Here is a 17,478-nt window from a genome sequence, read left to right on the forward strand (position 1 = left end):
CGCGTTAGTCACCACGGTCACGCCGGAAACGTCCGGCATTCCCCGCGCAATGGTTTTAACGGTTTCCTTCGTGCTCTCCCCAGTGACCGGGCTTTCTTGCCACTGTCGCCCCTGAGAAGCTTGCTTCTCAGGGGCTTGACACCAGCGTCGGGGTGTCAGGACCACACGACTTCGCCGTCCGCCTCAAGCGCGCTCGTCTTGCGTCGCCAAAGCGTCCATCGCATCCCGCCCCAACGTTCGTGACGATGGCCAACGCCCCTCTTGCGAGACGGGATGTGCGAATCAATAAAACTGTTTCTAGCAAACCGCGAAGCGAAATATTTTTCACTCAAAGGCTGGACAGCGAAGAGAGCGCCCCTCACAGCGTTGGCCCGTCGGGCAAATCACCGCGTCCTGTCTGGATCTGCCTTTGACGAAGGCATGCCGGCGATCGTAATACAAGATCATCAGCGTTGAGGTCCTAGACGAGGGTGATCACGATGAAGCACGAACTTCTTTCTTTATGTGTCATGATCTTCGCCTGCAGCGCGTTCGCGGCTCACGCCCATGATGCAACGGCAGTCGAGCGGCGCGTCGTCTCGCGCGGCAATGTCGATATCGAGGTGCTGTCGCAGGGCGCCGGTCCGGTGATCGTGCTGCTGCCCTCGCTGGGCCGGTCCGGCGAGGACTACGAGGCCGTTGCCGCCATGCTGGCCTCCCGGGGATTCAGGGTGGTTCGGCCTCAACCGCGGGGGATTGGACGCAGCAAGGGACCGATGGACGGCCTCAACATGCACGATCTGGCGGCTGACGTCGCAAGCGTCGTCGAAAGCGAAAACACCGGTTCTGTCGTTGTGGTCGGGCACGCCTTCGGTAATTTTGTCGCCCGGCAGCTCGCCGCCGACCGGCCCGATCTGGTGCGCGGCGTGGTGCTCGCGGCGGCCTCTGCCGGCAAGGTCCCTCCGGGCTCGACGGAAAAGCCGATCGGCCCCGAAATGCGCCAGGCGATCGACGGTCCCTCCGATATGTCGCTTCCTGAAGCAAAACGCCTGGAATATCTGCGGATCGCCTTCTTTGCAGCCGGCAACGATCCGAAGGTCTGGCTGGGCGGATGGAATTCCGCGGTGCACGACATGGAATCGCACGCGCGCGAGCATACCCCGGTCGATGATTACTTTGCGGCCGGCACCGCGCCGATCCTCGACCTTCAGGCCGAGCAGGATCCCGTGGCGCCTCGCCGCTTTTCCGGCGTCCTCAAATCGCTGCTGGGAGATCGGGTGACCATCACCGTGATTTCCAACGCGAGCCACGCGCTGTTTCCCGAACAGCCCGATGCCGTCGCCCAGGCGATCACGGCATTCGCCCGGCGAATTTACGGGATGTGACGGCTGCGACGGCGCCCGTCACGACTTGCTCGCAATCGGGATCAAGCGCACGGCGTTTGAGAGGGGCCGTAAGGACGGATCGTCCGTAGCGGACCGGGCGAACACGATCTTGCCGATCAACCCGGCTCCATGCCCTTTGCCTTGATCACCGTCAGCGCAGCCGGTGCAGCGAGAAATTTGATGAATGCCCGGGCCGCATCGGCTTCCTTGCTGACTGTCGATACGGCGGCAGAGAAGTAAGTGTAGGACTGAATATCTGGCGGCAGCGGCCCAACAAGCTCGGCATTGGCATAAGGCAAGATCTCGCTGATCTGGGTCATGCCAATCTCCACCTCGCCGCTGGCGGCAGCTTCGCCAGCTGCACCCTGCAACGGTTTGAGCTTGGGCTTTAGCTCGTCGGCAATACCAAGTTTCTCGAACAGGGATTTGAGATAGGCGCCGGTCGCACCCGCTGCTGTAAAGCCAACCGATTTGGCGTTAAGCAGCGCCCGTTTGAAGGCTTCCGTTGTGCTGATATCGGGCTTCGCGGCACCCTTGTGAATCGCAACGCCGATCCCCGAATGCGAGATGGTGGTGCGTGTCGGATCGATCTTGCCTTCTCCGGCAAGGGCGTCGGTGACCGGCGCCGTGAGGATGGCAACGTCAAATGCCGTACCTTGGTCAATTTTCGCTTTCAAAACCGCGGCCGGCGCGAACTCAAGATCAACCTTGTTCCCGGTCGCTTTCTCGAATTGCGGTCCGAGTTCCTCAAGCGTCGTCTTCACGGCCGTTGAAGCCAGGACCTTGATCTCCGCGGCTTGCGCCTGACCCATGAGGAGCGGCCATGCCAACCCGACGATCGCAGCAAACACACGTTGAGTTTTCATCGTCTCCTCCTACGCCGCCGTTTCTGGTTCGGGTCTTGCCGATCGAACGAAGAACGCCTCCGGACGCGACATCGCGTCCGGGATTACGCCGCCCCGGCCTTCTGCGCGTAGGCCCAGGAATCTTTCGACAACGGCACGGTGCGCGCAGCCGATTCCATCGCCTTGGCGCTGGCCGCGGTGCCGTCGCGGATGCGGCCGGCGATGCCTTGCGTGATGCAGGCGAGGCGGAACAGATTGTAGGAAAAATACCAGTTGAGATCCGGCACCGTGCTGCCGGTGACGTTGCAGTAGATCTGCGCCGCCTCATCCAGGCTCGGAATGTTCAACGCCTTGAGGTCGGCATTGGCGAGGCCGGGCATGGTCCATTGCATCAAGAGATAGGTGAAGTCGGCCATGGGATCGCCAAGCGTCGAGAGTTCCCAGTCCAGCACCGCGATCACCCGCGGCTCGGTGGCATGGAAGATCATGTTGTCGAGGCGATAGTCGCCGTGCACGATCGAGACGCGTTCTTGGCTCGGCACGGTGCGCGGCAGCCACTCGATCAGCTTTTCGACTTCGGGAATGTGTTGGGTTTCCGAGGCGCGGTATTGCCTGGTCCAGCGATCGACCTGGCGCGCGAAATAATTGCCGGGCTTGCCGAACTCGCCAAGGCCGATCGCCTGCGGATCGTAGCCGTGCAGCTTCGCCAGCGTCACGATCTTGCTTTCGAAGATCGCACGCCGCGCCTCCGGCGTCTGGCTCGGCAGCGTCGGGTCCCAGAACACCCGGCCCTCTTCCATCGACATGATGTAGAACGCAGCCCCGATCACCGCATCGTCGGTGCACAGCGCATAGGCCTTGGCGACCGGGAACCCTTGCCGGCCCAGCGCGGCGATGACGCGGAATTCGCGATCCACCGCGTGCGCCGACGGCAACAGCTTTCCGAACGGCTTGCGCCGCATCACGTAGGATCGGTCGGGCGTGTCGAGCCGGTAGGTCGGATTCGACTGCCCGCCCTTGAATTGCAGGACGGTCAGCGGTCCCTGATAACCCTCGACGTGCTCCCGCATCCACCCCTCGAGACGCGCCTCATCGATCCGATGCCGCTCCTCGACCGGCTTGGTGCCGGAAAATTCCTCGTCGCTCCTAACGCCCTCGGCCAACGTGACGCTCCCTCAATATTCTCGGGAGGGTCATTCCTGCGGACTCCCCCCATCCCCCTGCGTCATCAATCCTCATGGTGAGGAGGCGCATCGCAGGCAAGTTTACGCAGCCTGCGTAGACTTGGCTGCGCCGCCGTCTCGAACCATGAGGCCCGATTTCGGCCCGCACCCTTCGAGACGCTTGCTGTGCAAGCTCCTCAGGATGAGGGAACAAAGACCGGTCGTGACGCAGACAGCTTAATGCGAAGTGGGAGCGTTTGCATACTTCCGAAGTTCAAGTCTGGCAATGGCGCGGTTATGGACCTCGTCCGGCCCGTCGGCGAGGCGCATCGTGCGCATCGAGGCGTAGTCCCGCGCCAGACCCGCATCGTCGGAAACCCCCGCGGCGCCGAACGCCTGGATCGCGTGGTCGATGATCTTCAGCGCCATATTGGGCGCCGCCACCTTGATCATGGCGATCTCGAGCTGCGCGGTCTTGTTGCCGACCTTGTCCATCATGTCGGCGGCCTTCAGGCACAATAGCCGGTTCATCTCGATGTCGGTGCGGGCTTCGGCGATACGCTGCTCCCAGATCGAGAATTCGATGATTTTCTTGCCGAACGCGGTGCGCGAGGACAGCCGCTTGACCATCTTCTCCAGCGCTTCCTCGGCCTTGCCGATGGTGCGCATGCAGTGATGGATGCGGCCGGGCCCGAGGCGGCCTTGCGCGATCTCAAAGCCCCTGCCCTCGCCGAGCAGGATGTTGCTGGCGGGAACCCGGACGTTCTCCATCAAGACCTGGGCGTGGCCGTGCGGCGCGTCGTCGAAGCCGAACACCGGCAGCAGTTTCTCGACCGTGATGCCTTTGGTATCGAGCGGCATCAGGATCTGCGACTGCTGCTGATGGCGCGGCGCCTTCGGATCGGTCTTGCCCATCACGATGGCAAGCTTGCAGCGGGGATCGCCGACGCCCGACGACCACCATTTGCGGCCGTTGATGACGTAATGATCGCCGTCGCGCTCGATGCGGGTTTCGATGTTGGTGGCGTCGGAGGATGCCACCGCGGGCTCGGTCATCAGGAAGGCGGAACGGATTTCGCCGTCCATCAGCGGCCGCAGCCACTGCCGCTTGTGCTCCTTGGAGCCGTAGCGCATCAGCACTTCCATGTTGCCGGTGTCCGGTGCCGAGCAGTTGAACACTTCCGAGGCCCAGCCGATGTGGCCCATTTCCTCGGCCAGCGGCGCATATTCCAGATTGGTCAATCCCGCGCCGCGGAATTCGTCGTCCTCATGCGAAGACGGCGGCATGAACATGTTCCACAGCCCTTCGGCGCGCGCCTTCTTCTTCAACTCCTCGACGATCGGGATCACCTTCCAGCGCTTACCTTCCTCGTCCTGCTGGCGGTAGACCGGCACGGCGGGGCGGACATGCTTGTGCATGAACGACTGCACACGATTGAGCCATTCGCGCTGGCGGTCAGACATGTTGAAGTCCATCGGGCGTTCCTCACATTTATTGGAGAAAATTGTTGGCGGCACTGTCTCCCCGCCGCGGGTTCACTGCAAGACCGTTTATCGCGCAGCCGGTATCACGGGATTTGCCGGCGGGGCGCGCACCGGAGCGGCGATGCGTCATGCGCATTGACATTCCGGCCTTCAAACCATAGTTTCATACAACTGTTTGAATTGCAATACTTCCCTCACCGGGACATGAAATGGCGTCAGACCGGACCCGCGCCGCCATCCTCGATGCCGCCGAGCGGCTCTATGCCGATCGCGGCTTTGCCGATGTCACGCTGCGCGATATCGTCGCCGCGGCGAACGTCAATCTCGCCGCGGTGAATTATCATTTCGGCTCCAAGGACGAGCTGATCGCCGAACTGTTCGTCACCCGCAGCCTGGCCACCAACCGCGAGCGGTTGAACGAGCTGAAATCGGCGGAAGCCGCGGGCGGCGGCCGTGCTCCCATCGATGCCATCCTGCGCGCGCTGGTCGGGCCGACGCTGCGCGGCTGTCTCGGCCCTGAGAACGAGCGCTCGACCGCGGCGCGCTTCATGATCCGCGCCTCGATCGAATCGGTGCCGCCGATCCGCCGCATCAAGAATCGCGAAATCGATCACTTGCGCAAGTTCGCCGGCGCGATGCGGCGGTCGCTGCCGGACCGCAGCGAAGTCGATCTCTATTGGGGTCTGCATTTCGCGCTCGCGATGGCGCACCAGACCATCCGCGACAGCGAGCGGCTGACAAAACTGTCGGAGGGGTTGTGCGATCTCAATGACGTCGCCGGGGTGATCGAGCGCATCGTCGCGGTGTCGGTGATGGCGCTGACCGGGCGCGAGGCGGAAAAACGGATACATGCCAAATTGCTGGCACGGGATGCTCGGTAGCCCTGGCTCCGACAGGCCGGATATACCGTCAGTCGATTTATTCCGGGCGCGCCGCGAAAAAAATGTGTTTTCATGTTCGTGGTCATTCTGCTGAAACTTCGAACTGCAATAAACCCGTCATGTCAGTTCCCTAGGTTCCCCGCCGATCGATTTCACATTGGGGAGAACCGAAATGCGTGGAGACAGGTACAAGCCGGGCGGCAGAAAACTCGGCTTGCGGGTTGGCGTGGCGGCGGCCGCGCTGGGTGCGTTCACGGCGAACGCCGGAGCCGTCGATCCGGACAAGGCCGCCGATCGGGTATCCACGGCGACGCCGATCAAACACGTCATCGTCGTCCTCGCCGAAAATGGCAGCTTCGATCATGTGTTCGGCACCTTCCGCCCACGCGATGGTCAGCACATTGCCAATCTGTTGTCGAAGGGCATCGTCAACGCGGACGGCAGCCCCGGCCCCAATTTCCACAAGGCGGCGCAATTCACGGTGTCGCCGCAGCCGCAATATTTCATCTCCGCGCCTGATGTCAGCAAGACGCCTTACGTCACGCTGCCGCCGCCGGACCTCAATGGCGTGCCGCAGCAAGGCAGCGATACCAATCCGCCGCCGTTTGCCACCGCCGCCGCGGCCCAGGCGGCCGAGCCAAGCTTAGAGCCCGAAGATGCGGTGTTGCTGACCACCGGAGCCAGCGGGTTGCCGTTCAAGCCGGAGACCAACGGCGTGCGCAATCCCGACACCCGCATTCTCAATGTCAATAACCTGCCGAACGGTCCGTACCAGCAGACGGCAAAGGACGCGCACGGCAACGGATTAGCCTACGACGCCTACACCGAAGACACGATCCATCGCTTCTTCCAGATGTGGCAGCAATCGGATTGCAGCGTCCCGCACGCAACGCGGGATAATCCGACCGGCTGTCTTGCCGATCTTCTGCCCTACGTGATCACCACCTTCGCCGGGTTGACGGAAGAGGGCATGGGCACGTCGATGGCCTTCTTCAACATGAACCAGGGCGACGCGCCCGTTCTCAGGAAGCTCGCGCTGGAATACGCGATTGCCGACAATTACCATCAGGCCGTGATGGGCGGCACCGGCGCCAATCACATCATGCTCGGCACCGGCGACGTCTACTTCTTCAACGCCAGCTTCGCACAGAATGGCGTCTTCAACGCCAACAGTTTCAATCCGGTGCCGCCGCCGCCAGTCCCGGGCGCGCTGCTCGGGCTGCCGCCTGCCGTCCAGATTTCGCTGGTGGCCAATCCGGATCCGGTGTCCGGATCCAACAACGTCTACAAGAACGACGTCGCCGCCTCGCTCGGCGAATACGTCAATTGCGCCGACGTGACCCAGCCCGGCGTTCCCGCGATCAGGAACTATCTGGCGACGCTGCCCTACCACGCCGCGCCCAACTGCGCCGCCAACACGTTCTATGCGATCAACAACTTCTTCCCCGGCTACCATCCCGACGGCCGTCCGGCCAATCCGGCCGCCTTCGCCACGACCAGGGACCAGGGCGACTTCTTCTTCATTCCGCCGCAGAACGTGCCGACCATCGGCGACGCGCTGATCGCCAAGAACGTGCCCTGGGTCTATTACGGCGGTGGCTTCAACGAGGCGGTGGCGGGCCAGCCGAACGCGTTCTGCCCGATCTGCAATCCGATGCAGTACGCGGCCTCGATCTACGGCAATCCGGCGCTGATCAAGCAGCACACCAAGGACATCACCGACTTCTACGCCGACGTCGCCAACGATACGCTGCCTTCGGTTTCGTTCGTCAAGCCGAGCGGCCTGGTCGATGGGCACCCGCAATCGTCCAAGCTCGATTTGTTCGAGGCGCTGCTCGACAATATCGTCGACAGGGTCCGCGCCAAGCCCGAGTTGTTTGCCGAGACCGCCATCATCGTGACCTGGGACGAAAGCGGCGGCTTCTACGATTCGGGCTTCATCCAGCCGGTCGACTTCTTCGGCGACGGCCCGCGCGTGCCGCTGCTGGTGATCTCGCCGTTCTCGCGCGGCGGCAACGTGGTCCACACCTATTACGACCATGTCTCGATCACCAAATTCATCGAGCGCAATTGGAGGCTGAAGCCGCTGAGCGCGCGCAGCCGCGACAATCTGCCGAATCCCGTTACCGACGACGACGGCGATCGCGACGACAATCGCTACGTGCCGCGCAACATGCCGGCGATCGGCGACCTCATGGAGATGTTCCACTTCGGCGATCGCGACGACCGCGGGGATCGTGACGACCGCGGGGATCGCGACCACCGCGACCGTGATGGCTAGTCGCTGACATCCCGCGCATGGGAAAGACCGGTCGGGCGGCGCAACACGCGCCGCCCGGCAGGCGTTTCAGGAAAATCCCAGCATCGCCCGCGCTTCGGCAGCCGATGCAATGGAAGCACCGAGGCTTTTCAGGATGTCGGCGGCGTGGGTCACGAGTTCGCCGTTGGTTTTGGCCAGCACGCCCTTGGAAATATAGAGGTTGTCCTCCATCCCCACCCGCACATGGCCGCCAAACAAATAAGCCTGCGCCACCATCGGAAATTCAGCGCGGCCGATGCCGAAGCCGGACCAGATCGCGCCTGAAGGCAGCAGGCTGCGGCCGTAGAGCATGGTTTCGGAAGAAGCGTCAAAACCGTATTTGACGCCGAGCACCAGCGAGAACAGTCCCGGCCCCTGCAACACGCCTTCGGCGATCAGGTCGCGCGCCAGATGACAGTCGCCGGAGTCGAACAGTTCCAGTTCCGGCATCACGCCGGCCGCGCGAATCCGCGCCGCCATCTTGCGAACATTGGTGGGGGTGTTGATCACGACCTGCCCGCCCGAGTTCATGGTGTTGAGATCGAGCGTGCATATCTCCGGGCGCAGGATCTCGACATGCTCGACCCGCTTTTCCGGCGCGATCAGGGTGGTGCCGGGACCGGCCACCTTGGGATCTTCCTCCGACGGCACGAACCGCCCGCCCGGGCCGGTGGTGAGGTTGATGATCAGCTTTGGATTTTTGCCGCGAATCCGGTCCATCACGTCGCGATACAGATCGATCGACATCGAGGGACGGCCGGTTTCGGGATCGCGCACATGGATGTGGGCGATCGCGGCACCCGCCTCGGCCGCCTCCAGCGCGCTGTCGGCGATCTGCTGCGGCGTGATCGGCAGATGCGGCGACTGCTCCGGGCGCGTCAGGTTTCCCGTGATCGCGCAGGTGATGATGACCTTCTGATGAGGTTGGTGTGCCATCTAACGATGCCTTCCGCCGCCGGCTTGAATGACCCGAAAACCGTGGAATAGCGCAAGCAGGACGCTGAGGCGAGTGCCCTCTCCGCCTCGACCGTCGTCAGTTCTTTGGCTTCTTGACGGGCTTCGGCGCGGCGGCCTTCTTGGCCGGCTTTTCTTCCGCGGCCTTGTTCTCTTCCGCCGCTTTCTTCATGGCGCGCGCGTAGCTGTCGGCGGCATTCTCGGCCGTGACCTGCAGCCGCCTTGCCGCGGCGCCTGCCAAGAGCAGCGTGGTCCTGGCGGTTTGCTTGTAACGGGCCTTGATCTCTTTGGTCTTGGCCTTGGCCGCCAGCCCCATCAGCCGGCCGTGCCGCTTCTTGGCGGCGTCCATCAGGATCTTTTGCTGCTTTTTCGCGATCGACCGAATGACACCATCGAGGTCGGCTTCGGCCATGTTTGATTCCTGAGGATTGGTCGCGAATGTGGCGGGACGAACTTTGCTAGGACGATGGAGCGGGTGAAGGGAATCGAACCCTCGTATTCAGCTTGGAAGGCTGCTGCTCTACCATTGAGCTACACCCGCGCGCGACCGATCACCTAACACGCCCGGACAGCGGTCTCAACCACCCCAAACACGCCCTTCGCGCCGACGGGCCCTTAACAGGCGGCGATTCCCTGCCTATACTGAGCTATCCATCAACAACGAAAGGAGGTGATCCAGTGTCTTTTACCAAGCGCTGTCACCTCGCTGGGATCGCCCGCTAAGCTTTTAAAGCTTGGCACAGGGCGCTCTCAGCGCCTGGACCAGCGAGATTCAAAAGTTGGGGCGCGACGGGAGCCATCCCGCCGCGCCTTTTTTTGCCGCTCCATCGTCGTTCCGGGGCTGGCCGAGCGCGCGCCACAGGAGGGGGTGGGCGCGGATTGGCGGCGATGCTAGCGTCCGCCGCTTGGGAAGCGGTGCGGCATGACCTTTACTTCGTGGCAATTCGGGCTGTTTGTTGCGGTTGTCTTTGCTATCTATTATTTGCCGCAGGTCAGGGCCTTTCAGGTCCACCTGCTGGTGCTGTCGAGCCTGTTCTTCTACGGGTACGGACAGGTGGAATTGCTGCCGATGCTCGCGGTCGCGGTGCTCGGCACCTACCTGTTTCTGATCCTGGCCTTGCGGGCCCGGGCGATCTGGCTTCCGGTCGGAATTGCCTTCAACCTCGGCCTGCTGGCGTTCTTCAAATACAAATTCCTGTTATTCGATCCGGCCGCGATTTCCACCGGATTTTCGGCGGCCGATTTTCTGTTGCGGCTGCCGCTGCCGATCGGGATCTCGTTCTTTGTCTTCCACAATATCAGCCTGCTGGTCGACCTGACCAAGGACCATCAGATCCGCCGTCCCGACCTGACCGAAGCCTTTCTCTACATCATCTTTTTTCCGCAACTGGTTTCCGGGCCGATCACGCGGGCGCAGATGTTCCTGCTGCAGATCCGGGAAAAGCGTCTCGCCCAAGTCCCCTTCGTCGACGCCGCGAAGTGGATCCTGACCGGCTATTTCTTCAAGCTGTATGTCGCCAACAATCTCAACGAGATGACGGCCTATATGGACTTTCCGCTGTATGAGACGGTCCGGCTGGAAGACAAGTGGCTGCTGGTCTTCCTCTACAGCTATCAGATCTATGCGGACTTCTTTGGCTACACCGCGATCGCGATCGGGCTTGGCCTGTTGTTCGGCTACCGGCTGCCGATCAATTTCAACCTGCCCTACATTTCCGCATCCTTCTCGGAGTTCTGGACGCGCTGGCACATTTCGCTGTCGACGTGGCTGCGGACCTATCTCTACATCCCGCTCGGCGGCAACCGTTATGGAACGTGGCGAACCTATCTGAACATCATGATCGTGATGGGGCTCGGCGGCCTCTGGCACGGCGCCGCCCTCGGCTACCTCGCCTGGGGCGCCATGCACGGGGTGCTCTTGGTGCTCGAGCGCGCGCTATCCGGGAAGACCGATGCCAATTCGCGGTGGCAGGCCGTGGTCCGGCCGCTCCGCATCGGCTTGGTGTTCTTTTGCGTATCCATGCTGTGGATTTTCTTCAAGCTTCCGAACTTCGAGCATGCGCTCGCCTATGTGTCGGGAATGTTCACCGCCAGCCTGATTCCCGGCCAGGCCAAGCTGTTCAACAGTCTGGCGCTGCTTTACTCATTGCCTGTGATCATCCAGCACCTCGCCCCCGCTTCGCTGCTCGAGGCCGCGCGGCGCAGGGCGGAGCCTTATCTCTATGGCCTGATGGCGGCGCTGATGTGCGTGGAAGCCGGCCCCAGCACCTCCTTCATCTATTTTCAGTTCTGACAGCATGACCCCGGTCACCCCGCAAAGCTGGTTCCTCAAATGCGGCAGCGCGGCGGCACTTTCCCTGCTCGCCTATGCAGTGATTGCATTGGCGGGACCGAAGGCGCCGCCGCTGCCGACAAGCCGTGACGGCGCAGTGACGATCCTGGACCGCTATGTGGGCGAACCAGTACCGGACGTGCTTCTGGTCGGCAGTTCGCTCACGGCGCGCCTGAACGAAGAGTATTTCGATACGCCTGGTCTGAAGGTTTTGGGCCTCGCCGGCGGATCGCCCATCACCGCCCTCGAAGTGGCGCTCGCGCGCGACCGCCTGCCCGGCACGATCCTGATCGAGATGAATATCCTGGGTCGCGGCGTTGATCCCGCGCTGGTGCAGAAGTTCAGCCCAGGCAGCGCACCCGCTTGGCCACGCCCGATCCGGTCGGCGATCGCCTTTTACGAGCGCTGGCATCACGCGCCGCCGGAGCGCGCCCGTGCAAGAGCCATCGCGGCCGCTTTGCTCCAGGGGCCGCCGAGCGATTTCGACAACCGCATCTACGTCGAGCGGGCCTTGCGCGAGTCCAGTACCGCCCCATCGGAGGCGATCCTGGCGAATAATATGGCGACGCTGCGGCGGCTCGTCGAACAGGCCGAGGCGCGCGGCAGCCGGGTCTATTTCTACAGCCTGCCGCTCTCCGCCGCGCTGCAGAATTCCGTGACCACCACGGCAACGGCCGCGGCAGCGCATGCCAAGTTTTCAGACGATCGCCGATGGATTCATCTGGATGGCACAAAGCCGGATCTGCGCTGGGCGGACGGCTTTCATCTCGACGAACGGTCCGCCATCATCATCGCGCGGCAGATCGATGGTTTCCTAGCCGGCGCCAGCGAGCGTCCCTGAGGCGCGCCGAAACACGAAATTGTTGCAGTAATCCTTGCGCTTCCAGAACCATTCGCCGTCCTGGCGCTGATGGACCGCGGCATCGAAGCCCACGATCGGCAAAACCTGATCGCCGCTGATGAAGCTGCCCTGGTAACCGAGCGTCTCAAGATAGCAAAACACGTCATTGACAGTGCCGGGCGCGAGATGGCGATTTTCGCATTCGAAAACCAGTAGCGGCGCGTGCTGTCGCAGGATCCGCTCCGCGCCCTTGAACACCCCAAGTTCGGCGCCCTCGACATCGATCTTCAACAGCGCTACTCGCTCGCCCGCATCGAAATAGTCGTCGAGGGCGACCACCGGCACCGACAGCGTCGTGAAGCTTCTCGCCTCCGCCGCTTTGTGCGTGAGCGATGCGCCGGGCGAATGGCCCGCGGGAACGAACAATTCCTGCTGGCCGGAATGCGAATAGACCGCCTTGGCTTCGACGGTGACATTGTCGAGCCCCGTCGCGCGACACACCTCAGCCAGGCGCCGGGCGAATTCCGGCTGGGGTTCGAAGGCGACCACCCGGCCGCTGGCGCACCAGCGCGACAGCCAGGGAATAAAACTGCCCTTGTTGGCGCCGATGTCGCAGGCGATATCGCCGGGCCGCAGATGCCGACGGATGATCGCAAACTCCGCCGTCTGATCGCGGAATCGCGCCTTCAGCGCGCGAAGGCGAAACCGCAGGCTTTCGCGTGTCAGCCAGGCTTGGGAAAAGGACACCGGTCAGCTTTCGGCACGCGTGGGGCGGGATAATTTGCCGAGCCGTAGCTTCCGCCTAGCAGCCCGCTTTCGCCCTTCGGGCTTCAGCGAGGCAGCCATCGCCACACTGGGGCTTGCCGCGCCGTAGCTTGCGCAGCAAGCGAAGGCTGGTGGGGGAAGAAGGACTCGAACCTTCGAAGTCATAAGACGGCTGATTTACAGTCGCTGCGGGAGGCCGGTCAAGCCCGGACAAAGCAGGACAGCACCTGTGCATAAGTCCTTCATTTTACTTGTATTCCTCCCATTTGTCCGACAATGTCTCAGACAGGGGGCGACACTCTCAGACAGGGGGTAAGCGTTACCCCGGTGTTACCCTAAGACAGACTGATTTTGACAAAAGCACTCACCGCGAAGCGAATCGAGAGTGCACCTTCTGGACCAATTAGGACAGAAATTCCAGATGGATTGCTCGTCGGGCTTTACCTGGTGGTGCAGCCATCCGGCGCGAAATCGTTCGCCGTTCGATACCGGCATGCCGGCCAACCGCGTAAGCTGACGCTCGGTGCGTTTCCCGCTCTCAGCCTCGAAGTAGCACGTGACCTCGGCGGGAAGGCTCTGCGGGCAGCCGCTGAGGGCAGAGACCCGGCCACCGAGAAACAGGCCGCCAAAAGTGACGCCAAGAAGGCCGAGGCTGAAGCGATTCGAGGCCAACGTGATCTTTACGAAAATGTGGCGCGCGAATTTATCGAGCGGCACGCCATGAAGTCTAATCGCCCATCGACCTCACGTGAGACGGCCCGGATTCTTGGTCTTCGCCCCCCGCCGGACGACCCTTCCCTCCTGGCCGACATCGGCGGCGATGTCATGTCCGCCTGGAGAGGCCGGCGAATCCAAGACATCACCAAGCGAGATGTCATAGCCCTCCTGGACAGCGTCAACGATCGCGGGTCACCAATTATGGCCAATCGTGTTCTTTCCGCAGTGCGAAAACTCTTCAATTGGTGCCTTTCAAGGGACGTCCTCCAGGTTTCACCGTGCACGTTGGTCAGCCCGCCTGCTCCCGAACGCAGCCGGGATCGCGTATTGAGCGACGACGAGCTGCGGCTAGTCTGGAAGGCTGCTGAGGCCGAGGGGTGGCCCTTCGGACCTCTCGTCAAATTACTGGTGCTTACCGGTCAACGAGTTTCTGAAGTCGGCGGCATGAGATGGGATGAGATCAACAAAACTCAGAAGTTGTGGACGCTACCGGCTGAGCGCGTGAAGAACGGCATCCGTCACGAAGTGCCATTGCCAGAGGCCGCTATAGCCATAATCAGCACCCTGCCTCACATCAAAACCACCGAAGGCCATGTCTTCACGACGCGCCGCGATGCAGCAGTTTCGGGCTTCTCACGCGCCAAAAACAGCTTGGACGCGACTATTGCGGCCGGCCTGCCAACCGGGGCCACAGCGCTGGATCATTGGACCTTTCACGATCTCCGCCGCACCATGGCGAGCGGAATGGCTCGGCTCGGAATTCAGCTTCAGGTGATCGAAAAGATCCTGAACCATAGCAGCGGTTCGTTCCGCGGAATCGTCGGCGTTTACCAGCGTCACAGCTATTCGGACGAAAAGCGAAAGGCACTCGAAGTCTGGGCAGCCTTCGTGCAGTCCGTCGTCGCGGACACCTGGCGGCGCGAAGATCAACAAGTAGTTTCCATTCAAGATCGGCGAACCGGTGCACATCAATGAAAGCCCTCTTGCTAGGTCATATCGGCATCATGACTAAACCTCCAAACGGTTACGAGGAGAGCCCCTTGATTAGGGAGCTTGACGAGAACAAGCGAGTCGGCCCTTATGAATGCCTCGATAAATACTAGTCCCGCCGTCCGTCAGTTCGATAAGATCGAGTAAACGAGTAACCTCGGTCGTCAACCTTCAAGTCACCGCGTCGCCACCCTTTGCGTCACCACGTCGCCACCCCTTGCGTCACGGGGTGTGCTGCTGCTTACGAAAGCCCGCCTGCAGAAATGCGGCGGGCTTTGTCGTGTTACCTACAGGTATTGGGAGCCGATGCGTTTCCCTGACCTGATGGAGCTCACTCGAGTGCGGCCCCCGCCTCCACCATCCGATCGCTGCCGCGGTCGCTGCCGATGGTTATATTGCCCAGCCGAGTGACCATACTACCAGGCAGTGGAACGCCCCGCGGGGCTCTGCATCGTGACCGCCATTTTCAAGCCTCTCGGCGCGAGCAGCTGGGTCCTTGGCTGCAATGTCTTACCAACGTAACCGATTACGTTCGTGTTGGTGCGCTGGTATTGCTACCAATATAGAGCCGTTGGCGCGCGCGATGAGTCCGCTCAATTGCAGCCGCCTGTTGGCCAATGCGCGACAGTCACGGCGTCGGCGAAAATCCGGTCCTTGATTTATTTCCGCTCATTCGCTGACCGATCTTGTCGATCAGCTCGGACGGTCTAAACGAGCATGCGATCCGCGCGGGTCGTCACGTCCCATTGACATCAGCCCTTGAGTTGGTCGCAGCGACGGCGATATCGCCCAATTGTGGCCGCGGGCAGAAGCAACGTCCTCCATATCACCGGCTGATCGGCACCAGTGATCGTGTGCGGGGTCGAAGATCGACTTGCCGCTTTGGCCGCTCATCGAGCCATGGCCGGCTGCCTTAACCAGCCCCGCAAAAATACCAATTTTCAGTAATGAGCCAGAGGAGGAAAACATGAACGACATTCCGTCGAGCGACAATTACATTCCGGCGCCGCAAGTTTCCAGACAGCGATACAAAAAAAGTGAAAGGACGCTCGACCGTTGGCTGAAAGACGAAGACCTCGGCTTTCCGAGACCGATCTATATTCGCGGACGCCGATATTTTCGTGAGGCGGATCTTGTCGAGTGGGAGCGAGCCCAGGCGTTAAAACAGGGGAGCGGCACCTCTTCAAATCCGTCACCGAGCATCCGATGAGCCGATGGTTTCGCCTTTACGACGATGTAATCAATGACCCCAAGATCCTAATGTTGCCAGAGGGCCTTCGGTGGATTTGGATAGCAATGCTTTGCATTGCGTCAAAAAACAACGGCACGTTGCCTTCTACGGACGTTGTGGCGGTAAGTCTTCGTATCAAGCGGCCTAAGGCTGCTGAATATATCACAAAGCTTGTCGCTGCCGGATTGATCGACAACGATGGTGGGAAGTTTTCACCTCACAATTGGAATGGCCGGCAATACAAATCCGATGTCTCAACCGAACGAGTCAAGCGTTTCAGGGAAACAAGGCGAAACGTTTCACCTAACGTTTCGGAAACTGCCCCAGAGTCAGACTCAGAAACAGATCAGAGTAATGATGATGAGGATGCGAGGACGCGAGGCCCACTCCTGGGTCAAACTGCTCAGGACCTTGCCGAACAACTTTTAATGATTGCCGGACACGATCCGAGGGCCTGGCCTCCAGGTTGGTGCGGCGCGGCGATGCGAATCCAAACATGGCTATCGAACGGGTGGCACCCCGAAATCATTGTCATGGTTTCCAAAGCCGTGATGACGCGTAAGCACGATGGGCCGCCATCAACAGTACAATATTTCGAAAAGGCGATCGCCTCCGTGGTCGCAAAACAGAATGCTCCGCTGCCGAAAGTCGAAGTCTCATTTCAACAAATCGTCAAGGCGAAACACAATGGAACACAGCGAGAATCCCTCGGACAAGTTGCAGAACGCTTCATTCAATCAGGGCTCACCTTTGGCGAACGCCCCCGCGGTTTACGCCTTGAAGAGAGCGAAAGTCCTGTTCGGCTCATTCCGAAGGGGTGAGGCCAATGATCCTGAAATATTTGTTGCTAGCCTCGCCGCAGTGCTCGGCGAGTATCCAGTTGGTGTTATCGAATTCGTAACCGATCCGCGTACAGGGCTGGCACGTACCTTAAGCTTCATCCCAACGATCAAGGAGGTTTCCGATGCTTGCGACGAGCAAATGAAGCCGCTTCGGCGACAGTCGGCGGAGAAGGCACGGCGTGCGGACAGCGTAAAAGAACAACTGCCCGTCTTGGACCCCGAGGCGCAGGCCCGTGTGCGCGACGGTTTAGTCGAGCTAGCAAGTTTTCTTAAAAAAATGGGCTCAAAAATATAAGCGGCATAGGCGGCCCCTATTGACGCGTTCTCGGTCCCCATAGGGGGATTAATTCCTCAAGCGGAAGCACTTGGCGACCGGCATTCAGGGCAACGGGCATTTTCGCGTATTTCCAGAAACTTTTTTTCACCTCATAGAAGGTTCTAATTCCCGTATAGATTCCACACCGACTAGACCGCTCTCGCTTCGGTACCCCAGCGGCCTTGCTGCAAGGCTGGATAGCCTTCTCTTTTCGGTCGCGAGACTCAGATGCTCCATCTCCGCATGAACGGCCGCTTTGCGCCAATACCGGCCAATCGCAAATCTGATGTTATGAATGTCTGCGTTTCACCCAGAAGCGGACATCGATCACATCCGGAGCCACGTCAGCTTTGCGCCGATTTTGTTGAAAAACTCGACTGTTGAAGCCGAAGGAGATCGCTGATTCACTTGCCCTTTGTGATGGAGACTTGAATCGATGATGGGTCCTCGGCA

Annotated in this window: 16 protein-coding genes and 1 tRNA gene; 9 read left to right on the forward strand and 8 right to left on the reverse strand. The window is 60.9% G+C overall.

What is annotated here, in order from left to right:
* Positions 1–479 precede the first annotated feature (479 nt).
* Positions 480–1,364 (forward strand): alpha/beta hydrolase, encoded by an 885-nt coding sequence (locus E8A46_RS00075; protein WP_291555914.1) that lies wholly within the window; start codon positions 480–482, stop codon positions 1,362–1,364.
* Between the two features lie 116 nt (positions 1,365–1,480).
* On the opposite strand, the gene modA is transcribed toward E8A46_RS00075, so the two are convergent.
* The 3 genes from modA to E8A46_RS00090 all read right to left on the reverse strand — a co-directional run bounded on the left by modA (position 1,481) and on the right by E8A46_RS00090 (position 4,848).
* The gene (modA, locus tag E8A46_RS00080) at positions 1,481–2,215 is read right to left on the reverse strand and encodes a molybdate ABC transporter substrate-binding protein (RefSeq protein ID WP_291555915.1); all 735 of its coding nucleotides are present in this window, start codon (positions 2,213–2,215) and stop codon (positions 1,481–1,483) included.
* Between the two features lie 98 nt (positions 2,216–2,313).
* Positions 2,314–3,372, reverse strand: coding sequence for a phosphotransferase family protein (locus E8A46_RS00085; RefSeq protein ID WP_291555918.1), 1,059 nt, complete (start codon positions 3,370–3,372; stop codon positions 2,314–2,316).
* A gap of 237 nt (positions 3,373–3,609) precedes the next feature.
* Positions 3,610–4,848, reverse strand: coding sequence for an acyl-CoA dehydrogenase family protein (locus tag E8A46_RS00090; protein WP_291555920.1), 1,239 nt, complete (start codon positions 4,846–4,848; stop codon positions 3,610–3,612).
* Positions 4,849–5,066: 218 nt separating this feature from the next.
* On the opposite strand from E8A46_RS00090, the gene E8A46_RS00095 reads away from it, so the two are divergent.
* On the forward strand, positions 5,067–5,738 hold the full coding sequence (locus E8A46_RS00095; protein WP_291555922.1) for a TetR/AcrR family transcriptional regulator: 672 nt from the start codon (positions 5,067–5,069) through the stop codon (positions 5,736–5,738).
* 172 nt (positions 5,739–5,910) lie between these two features.
* On the forward strand, positions 5,911–8,019 hold the full coding sequence (locus tag E8A46_RS00100; RefSeq protein WP_291555924.1) for an alkaline phosphatase family protein: 2,109 nt from the start codon (positions 5,911–5,913) through the stop codon (positions 8,017–8,019).
* A gap of 66 nt (positions 8,020–8,085) precedes the next feature.
* Here E8A46_RS00100 and E8A46_RS00105 read toward each other — a convergent pair whose 3' ends face one another.
* The 3 genes from E8A46_RS00105 to E8A46_RS00115 all read right to left on the reverse strand — a co-directional run bounded on the left by E8A46_RS00105 (position 8,086) and on the right by E8A46_RS00115 (position 9,532).
* Positions 8,086–8,973, reverse strand: a complete 888-nt coding sequence (locus E8A46_RS00105; protein WP_291555926.1) for a 3-keto-5-aminohexanoate cleavage protein — start codon at positions 8,971–8,973, stop codon at positions 8,086–8,088.
* Positions 8,974–9,070: 97 nt separating this feature from the next.
* On the reverse strand, positions 9,071–9,403 hold the full coding sequence (locus tag E8A46_RS00110) for a hypothetical protein (RefSeq protein WP_291555928.1): 333 nt from the start codon (positions 9,401–9,403) through the stop codon (positions 9,071–9,073).
* Positions 9,404–9,458: 55 nt separating this feature from the next.
* Positions 9,459–9,532 (reverse strand) — tRNA-Gly (locus tag E8A46_RS00115).
* Positions 9,533–9,913: 381 nt separating this feature from the next.
* Between E8A46_RS00115 and E8A46_RS00120 the strand changes: the two genes are divergently transcribed.
* A complete protein-coding gene (locus tag E8A46_RS00120) occupies positions 9,914–11,284 on the forward strand; it encodes an MBOAT family O-acyltransferase (RefSeq protein ID WP_291555930.1) in 1,371 nt (456 codons plus the stop codon).
* A 4-nt stretch (positions 11,285–11,288) separates the two neighbouring features.
* Positions 11,289–12,164 (forward strand): hypothetical protein, encoded by an 876-nt coding sequence (locus tag E8A46_RS00125; protein ID WP_291555932.1) that lies wholly within the window; start codon positions 11,289–11,291, stop codon positions 12,162–12,164.
* Here E8A46_RS00125 and E8A46_RS00130 read toward each other — a convergent pair.
* Positions 12,138–12,911, reverse strand: coding sequence for an FkbM family methyltransferase (locus E8A46_RS00130; RefSeq protein WP_291555934.1), 774 nt, complete (start codon positions 12,909–12,911; stop codon positions 12,138–12,140). The genes E8A46_RS00125 and E8A46_RS00130 overlap by 27 nt on opposite strands.
* A 369-nt stretch (positions 12,912–13,280) precedes the next feature.
* Between E8A46_RS00130 and E8A46_RS00135 the strand changes: the two genes are divergently transcribed.
* Positions 13,281–14,621 (forward strand): site-specific integrase, encoded by a 1,341-nt coding sequence (locus tag E8A46_RS00135; RefSeq protein WP_291555936.1) that lies wholly within the window; start codon positions 13,281–13,283, stop codon positions 14,619–14,621.
* A gap of 708 nt (positions 14,622–15,329) precedes the next feature.
* Here the strand turns inward: E8A46_RS00135 and E8A46_RS00140 are convergent.
* On the reverse strand, positions 15,330–15,605 hold the full coding sequence (locus tag E8A46_RS00140; protein WP_291555937.1) for a hypothetical protein: 276 nt from the start codon (positions 15,603–15,605) through the stop codon (positions 15,330–15,332).
* Here E8A46_RS00140 and E8A46_RS00145 point away from each other — a divergent pair.
* Genes E8A46_RS00145 through E8A46_RS00155 form a run of 3 tightly spaced genes read left to right on the forward strand, consistent with a single transcriptional unit; the run spans position 15,604 to position 17,004 of the window.
* Complete coding sequence (locus E8A46_RS00145) at positions 15,604–15,846, forward strand: DNA-binding protein (protein WP_291555939.1); 243 nt, start codon at positions 15,604–15,606, stop codon at positions 15,844–15,846. The genes E8A46_RS00140 and E8A46_RS00145 overlap by 2 nt on opposite strands.
* Positions 15,843–16,688: a hypothetical protein gene (locus E8A46_RS00150; RefSeq protein ID WP_291555940.1), complete on the forward strand. Its 846-nt coding sequence runs from the start codon at positions 15,843–15,845 to the stop codon at positions 16,686–16,688. Before E8A46_RS00145 ends, E8A46_RS00150 begins: the two co-directional genes overlap by 4 nt.
* On the forward strand, positions 16,645–17,004 hold the full coding sequence (locus E8A46_RS00155) for a hypothetical protein (protein WP_291555942.1): 360 nt from the start codon (positions 16,645–16,647) through the stop codon (positions 17,002–17,004). The genes E8A46_RS00150 and E8A46_RS00155 overlap by 44 nt, the downstream gene beginning before the upstream one ends.
* Positions 17,005–17,478 lie beyond the last annotated feature (474 nt).

Origin of the sequence: Bradyrhizobium sp. (assembly GCF_004799445.1) — a bacterium.
Lineage (GTDB): Bacteria > Pseudomonadota > Alphaproteobacteria > Rhizobiales > Xanthobacteraceae > Bradyrhizobium.

Excerpts from the sequence above, each read along its gene's own strand:
- E8A46_RS00075 (WP_291555914.1), top strand. The coding sequence starts at position 480 with ATGAAGCACGAACTTCTTTCTTTATGTGTCATGATCTTCGCCTGCAGC.
- E8A46_RS00090 (WP_291555920.1), bottom strand. The coding sequence starts at position 4,848 with ATGGACTTCAACATGTCTGACCGCCAGCGCGAATGGCTCAATCGTGTG.
- E8A46_RS00095 (WP_291555922.1), top strand. The coding sequence starts at position 5,067 with ATGGCGTCAGACCGGACCCGCGCCGCCATCCTCGATGCCGCCGAGCGG.
- E8A46_RS00100 (WP_291555924.1), top strand. The coding sequence starts at position 5,911 with ATGCGTGGAGACAGGTACAAGCCGGGCGGCAGAAAACTCGGCTTGCGG.
- E8A46_RS00105 (WP_291555926.1), bottom strand. The coding sequence starts at position 8,973 with ATGGCACACCAACCTCATCAGAAGGTCATCATCACCTGCGCGATCACG.
- E8A46_RS00110 (WP_291555928.1), bottom strand. The coding sequence starts at position 9,403 with ATGGCCGAAGCCGACCTCGATGGTGTCATTCGGTCGATCGCGAAAAAG.
- E8A46_RS00120 (WP_291555930.1), top strand. The coding sequence starts at position 9,914 with ATGACCTTTACTTCGTGGCAATTCGGGCTGTTTGTTGCGGTTGTCTTT.
- E8A46_RS00125 (WP_291555932.1), top strand. The coding sequence starts at position 11,289 with ATGACCCCGGTCACCCCGCAAAGCTGGTTCCTCAAATGCGGCAGCGCG.
- E8A46_RS00145 (WP_291555939.1), top strand. The coding sequence starts at position 15,604 with ATGAACGACATTCCGTCGAGCGACAATTACATTCCGGCGCCGCAAGTT.
- E8A46_RS00140 (WP_291555937.1), bottom strand. The coding sequence starts at position 15,605 with ATGTTTTCCTCCTCTGGCTCATTACTGAAAATTGGTATTTTTGCGGGG.
- E8A46_RS00150 (WP_291555940.1), top strand. The coding sequence starts at position 15,843 with ATGAGCCGATGGTTTCGCCTTTACGACGATGTAATCAATGACCCCAAG.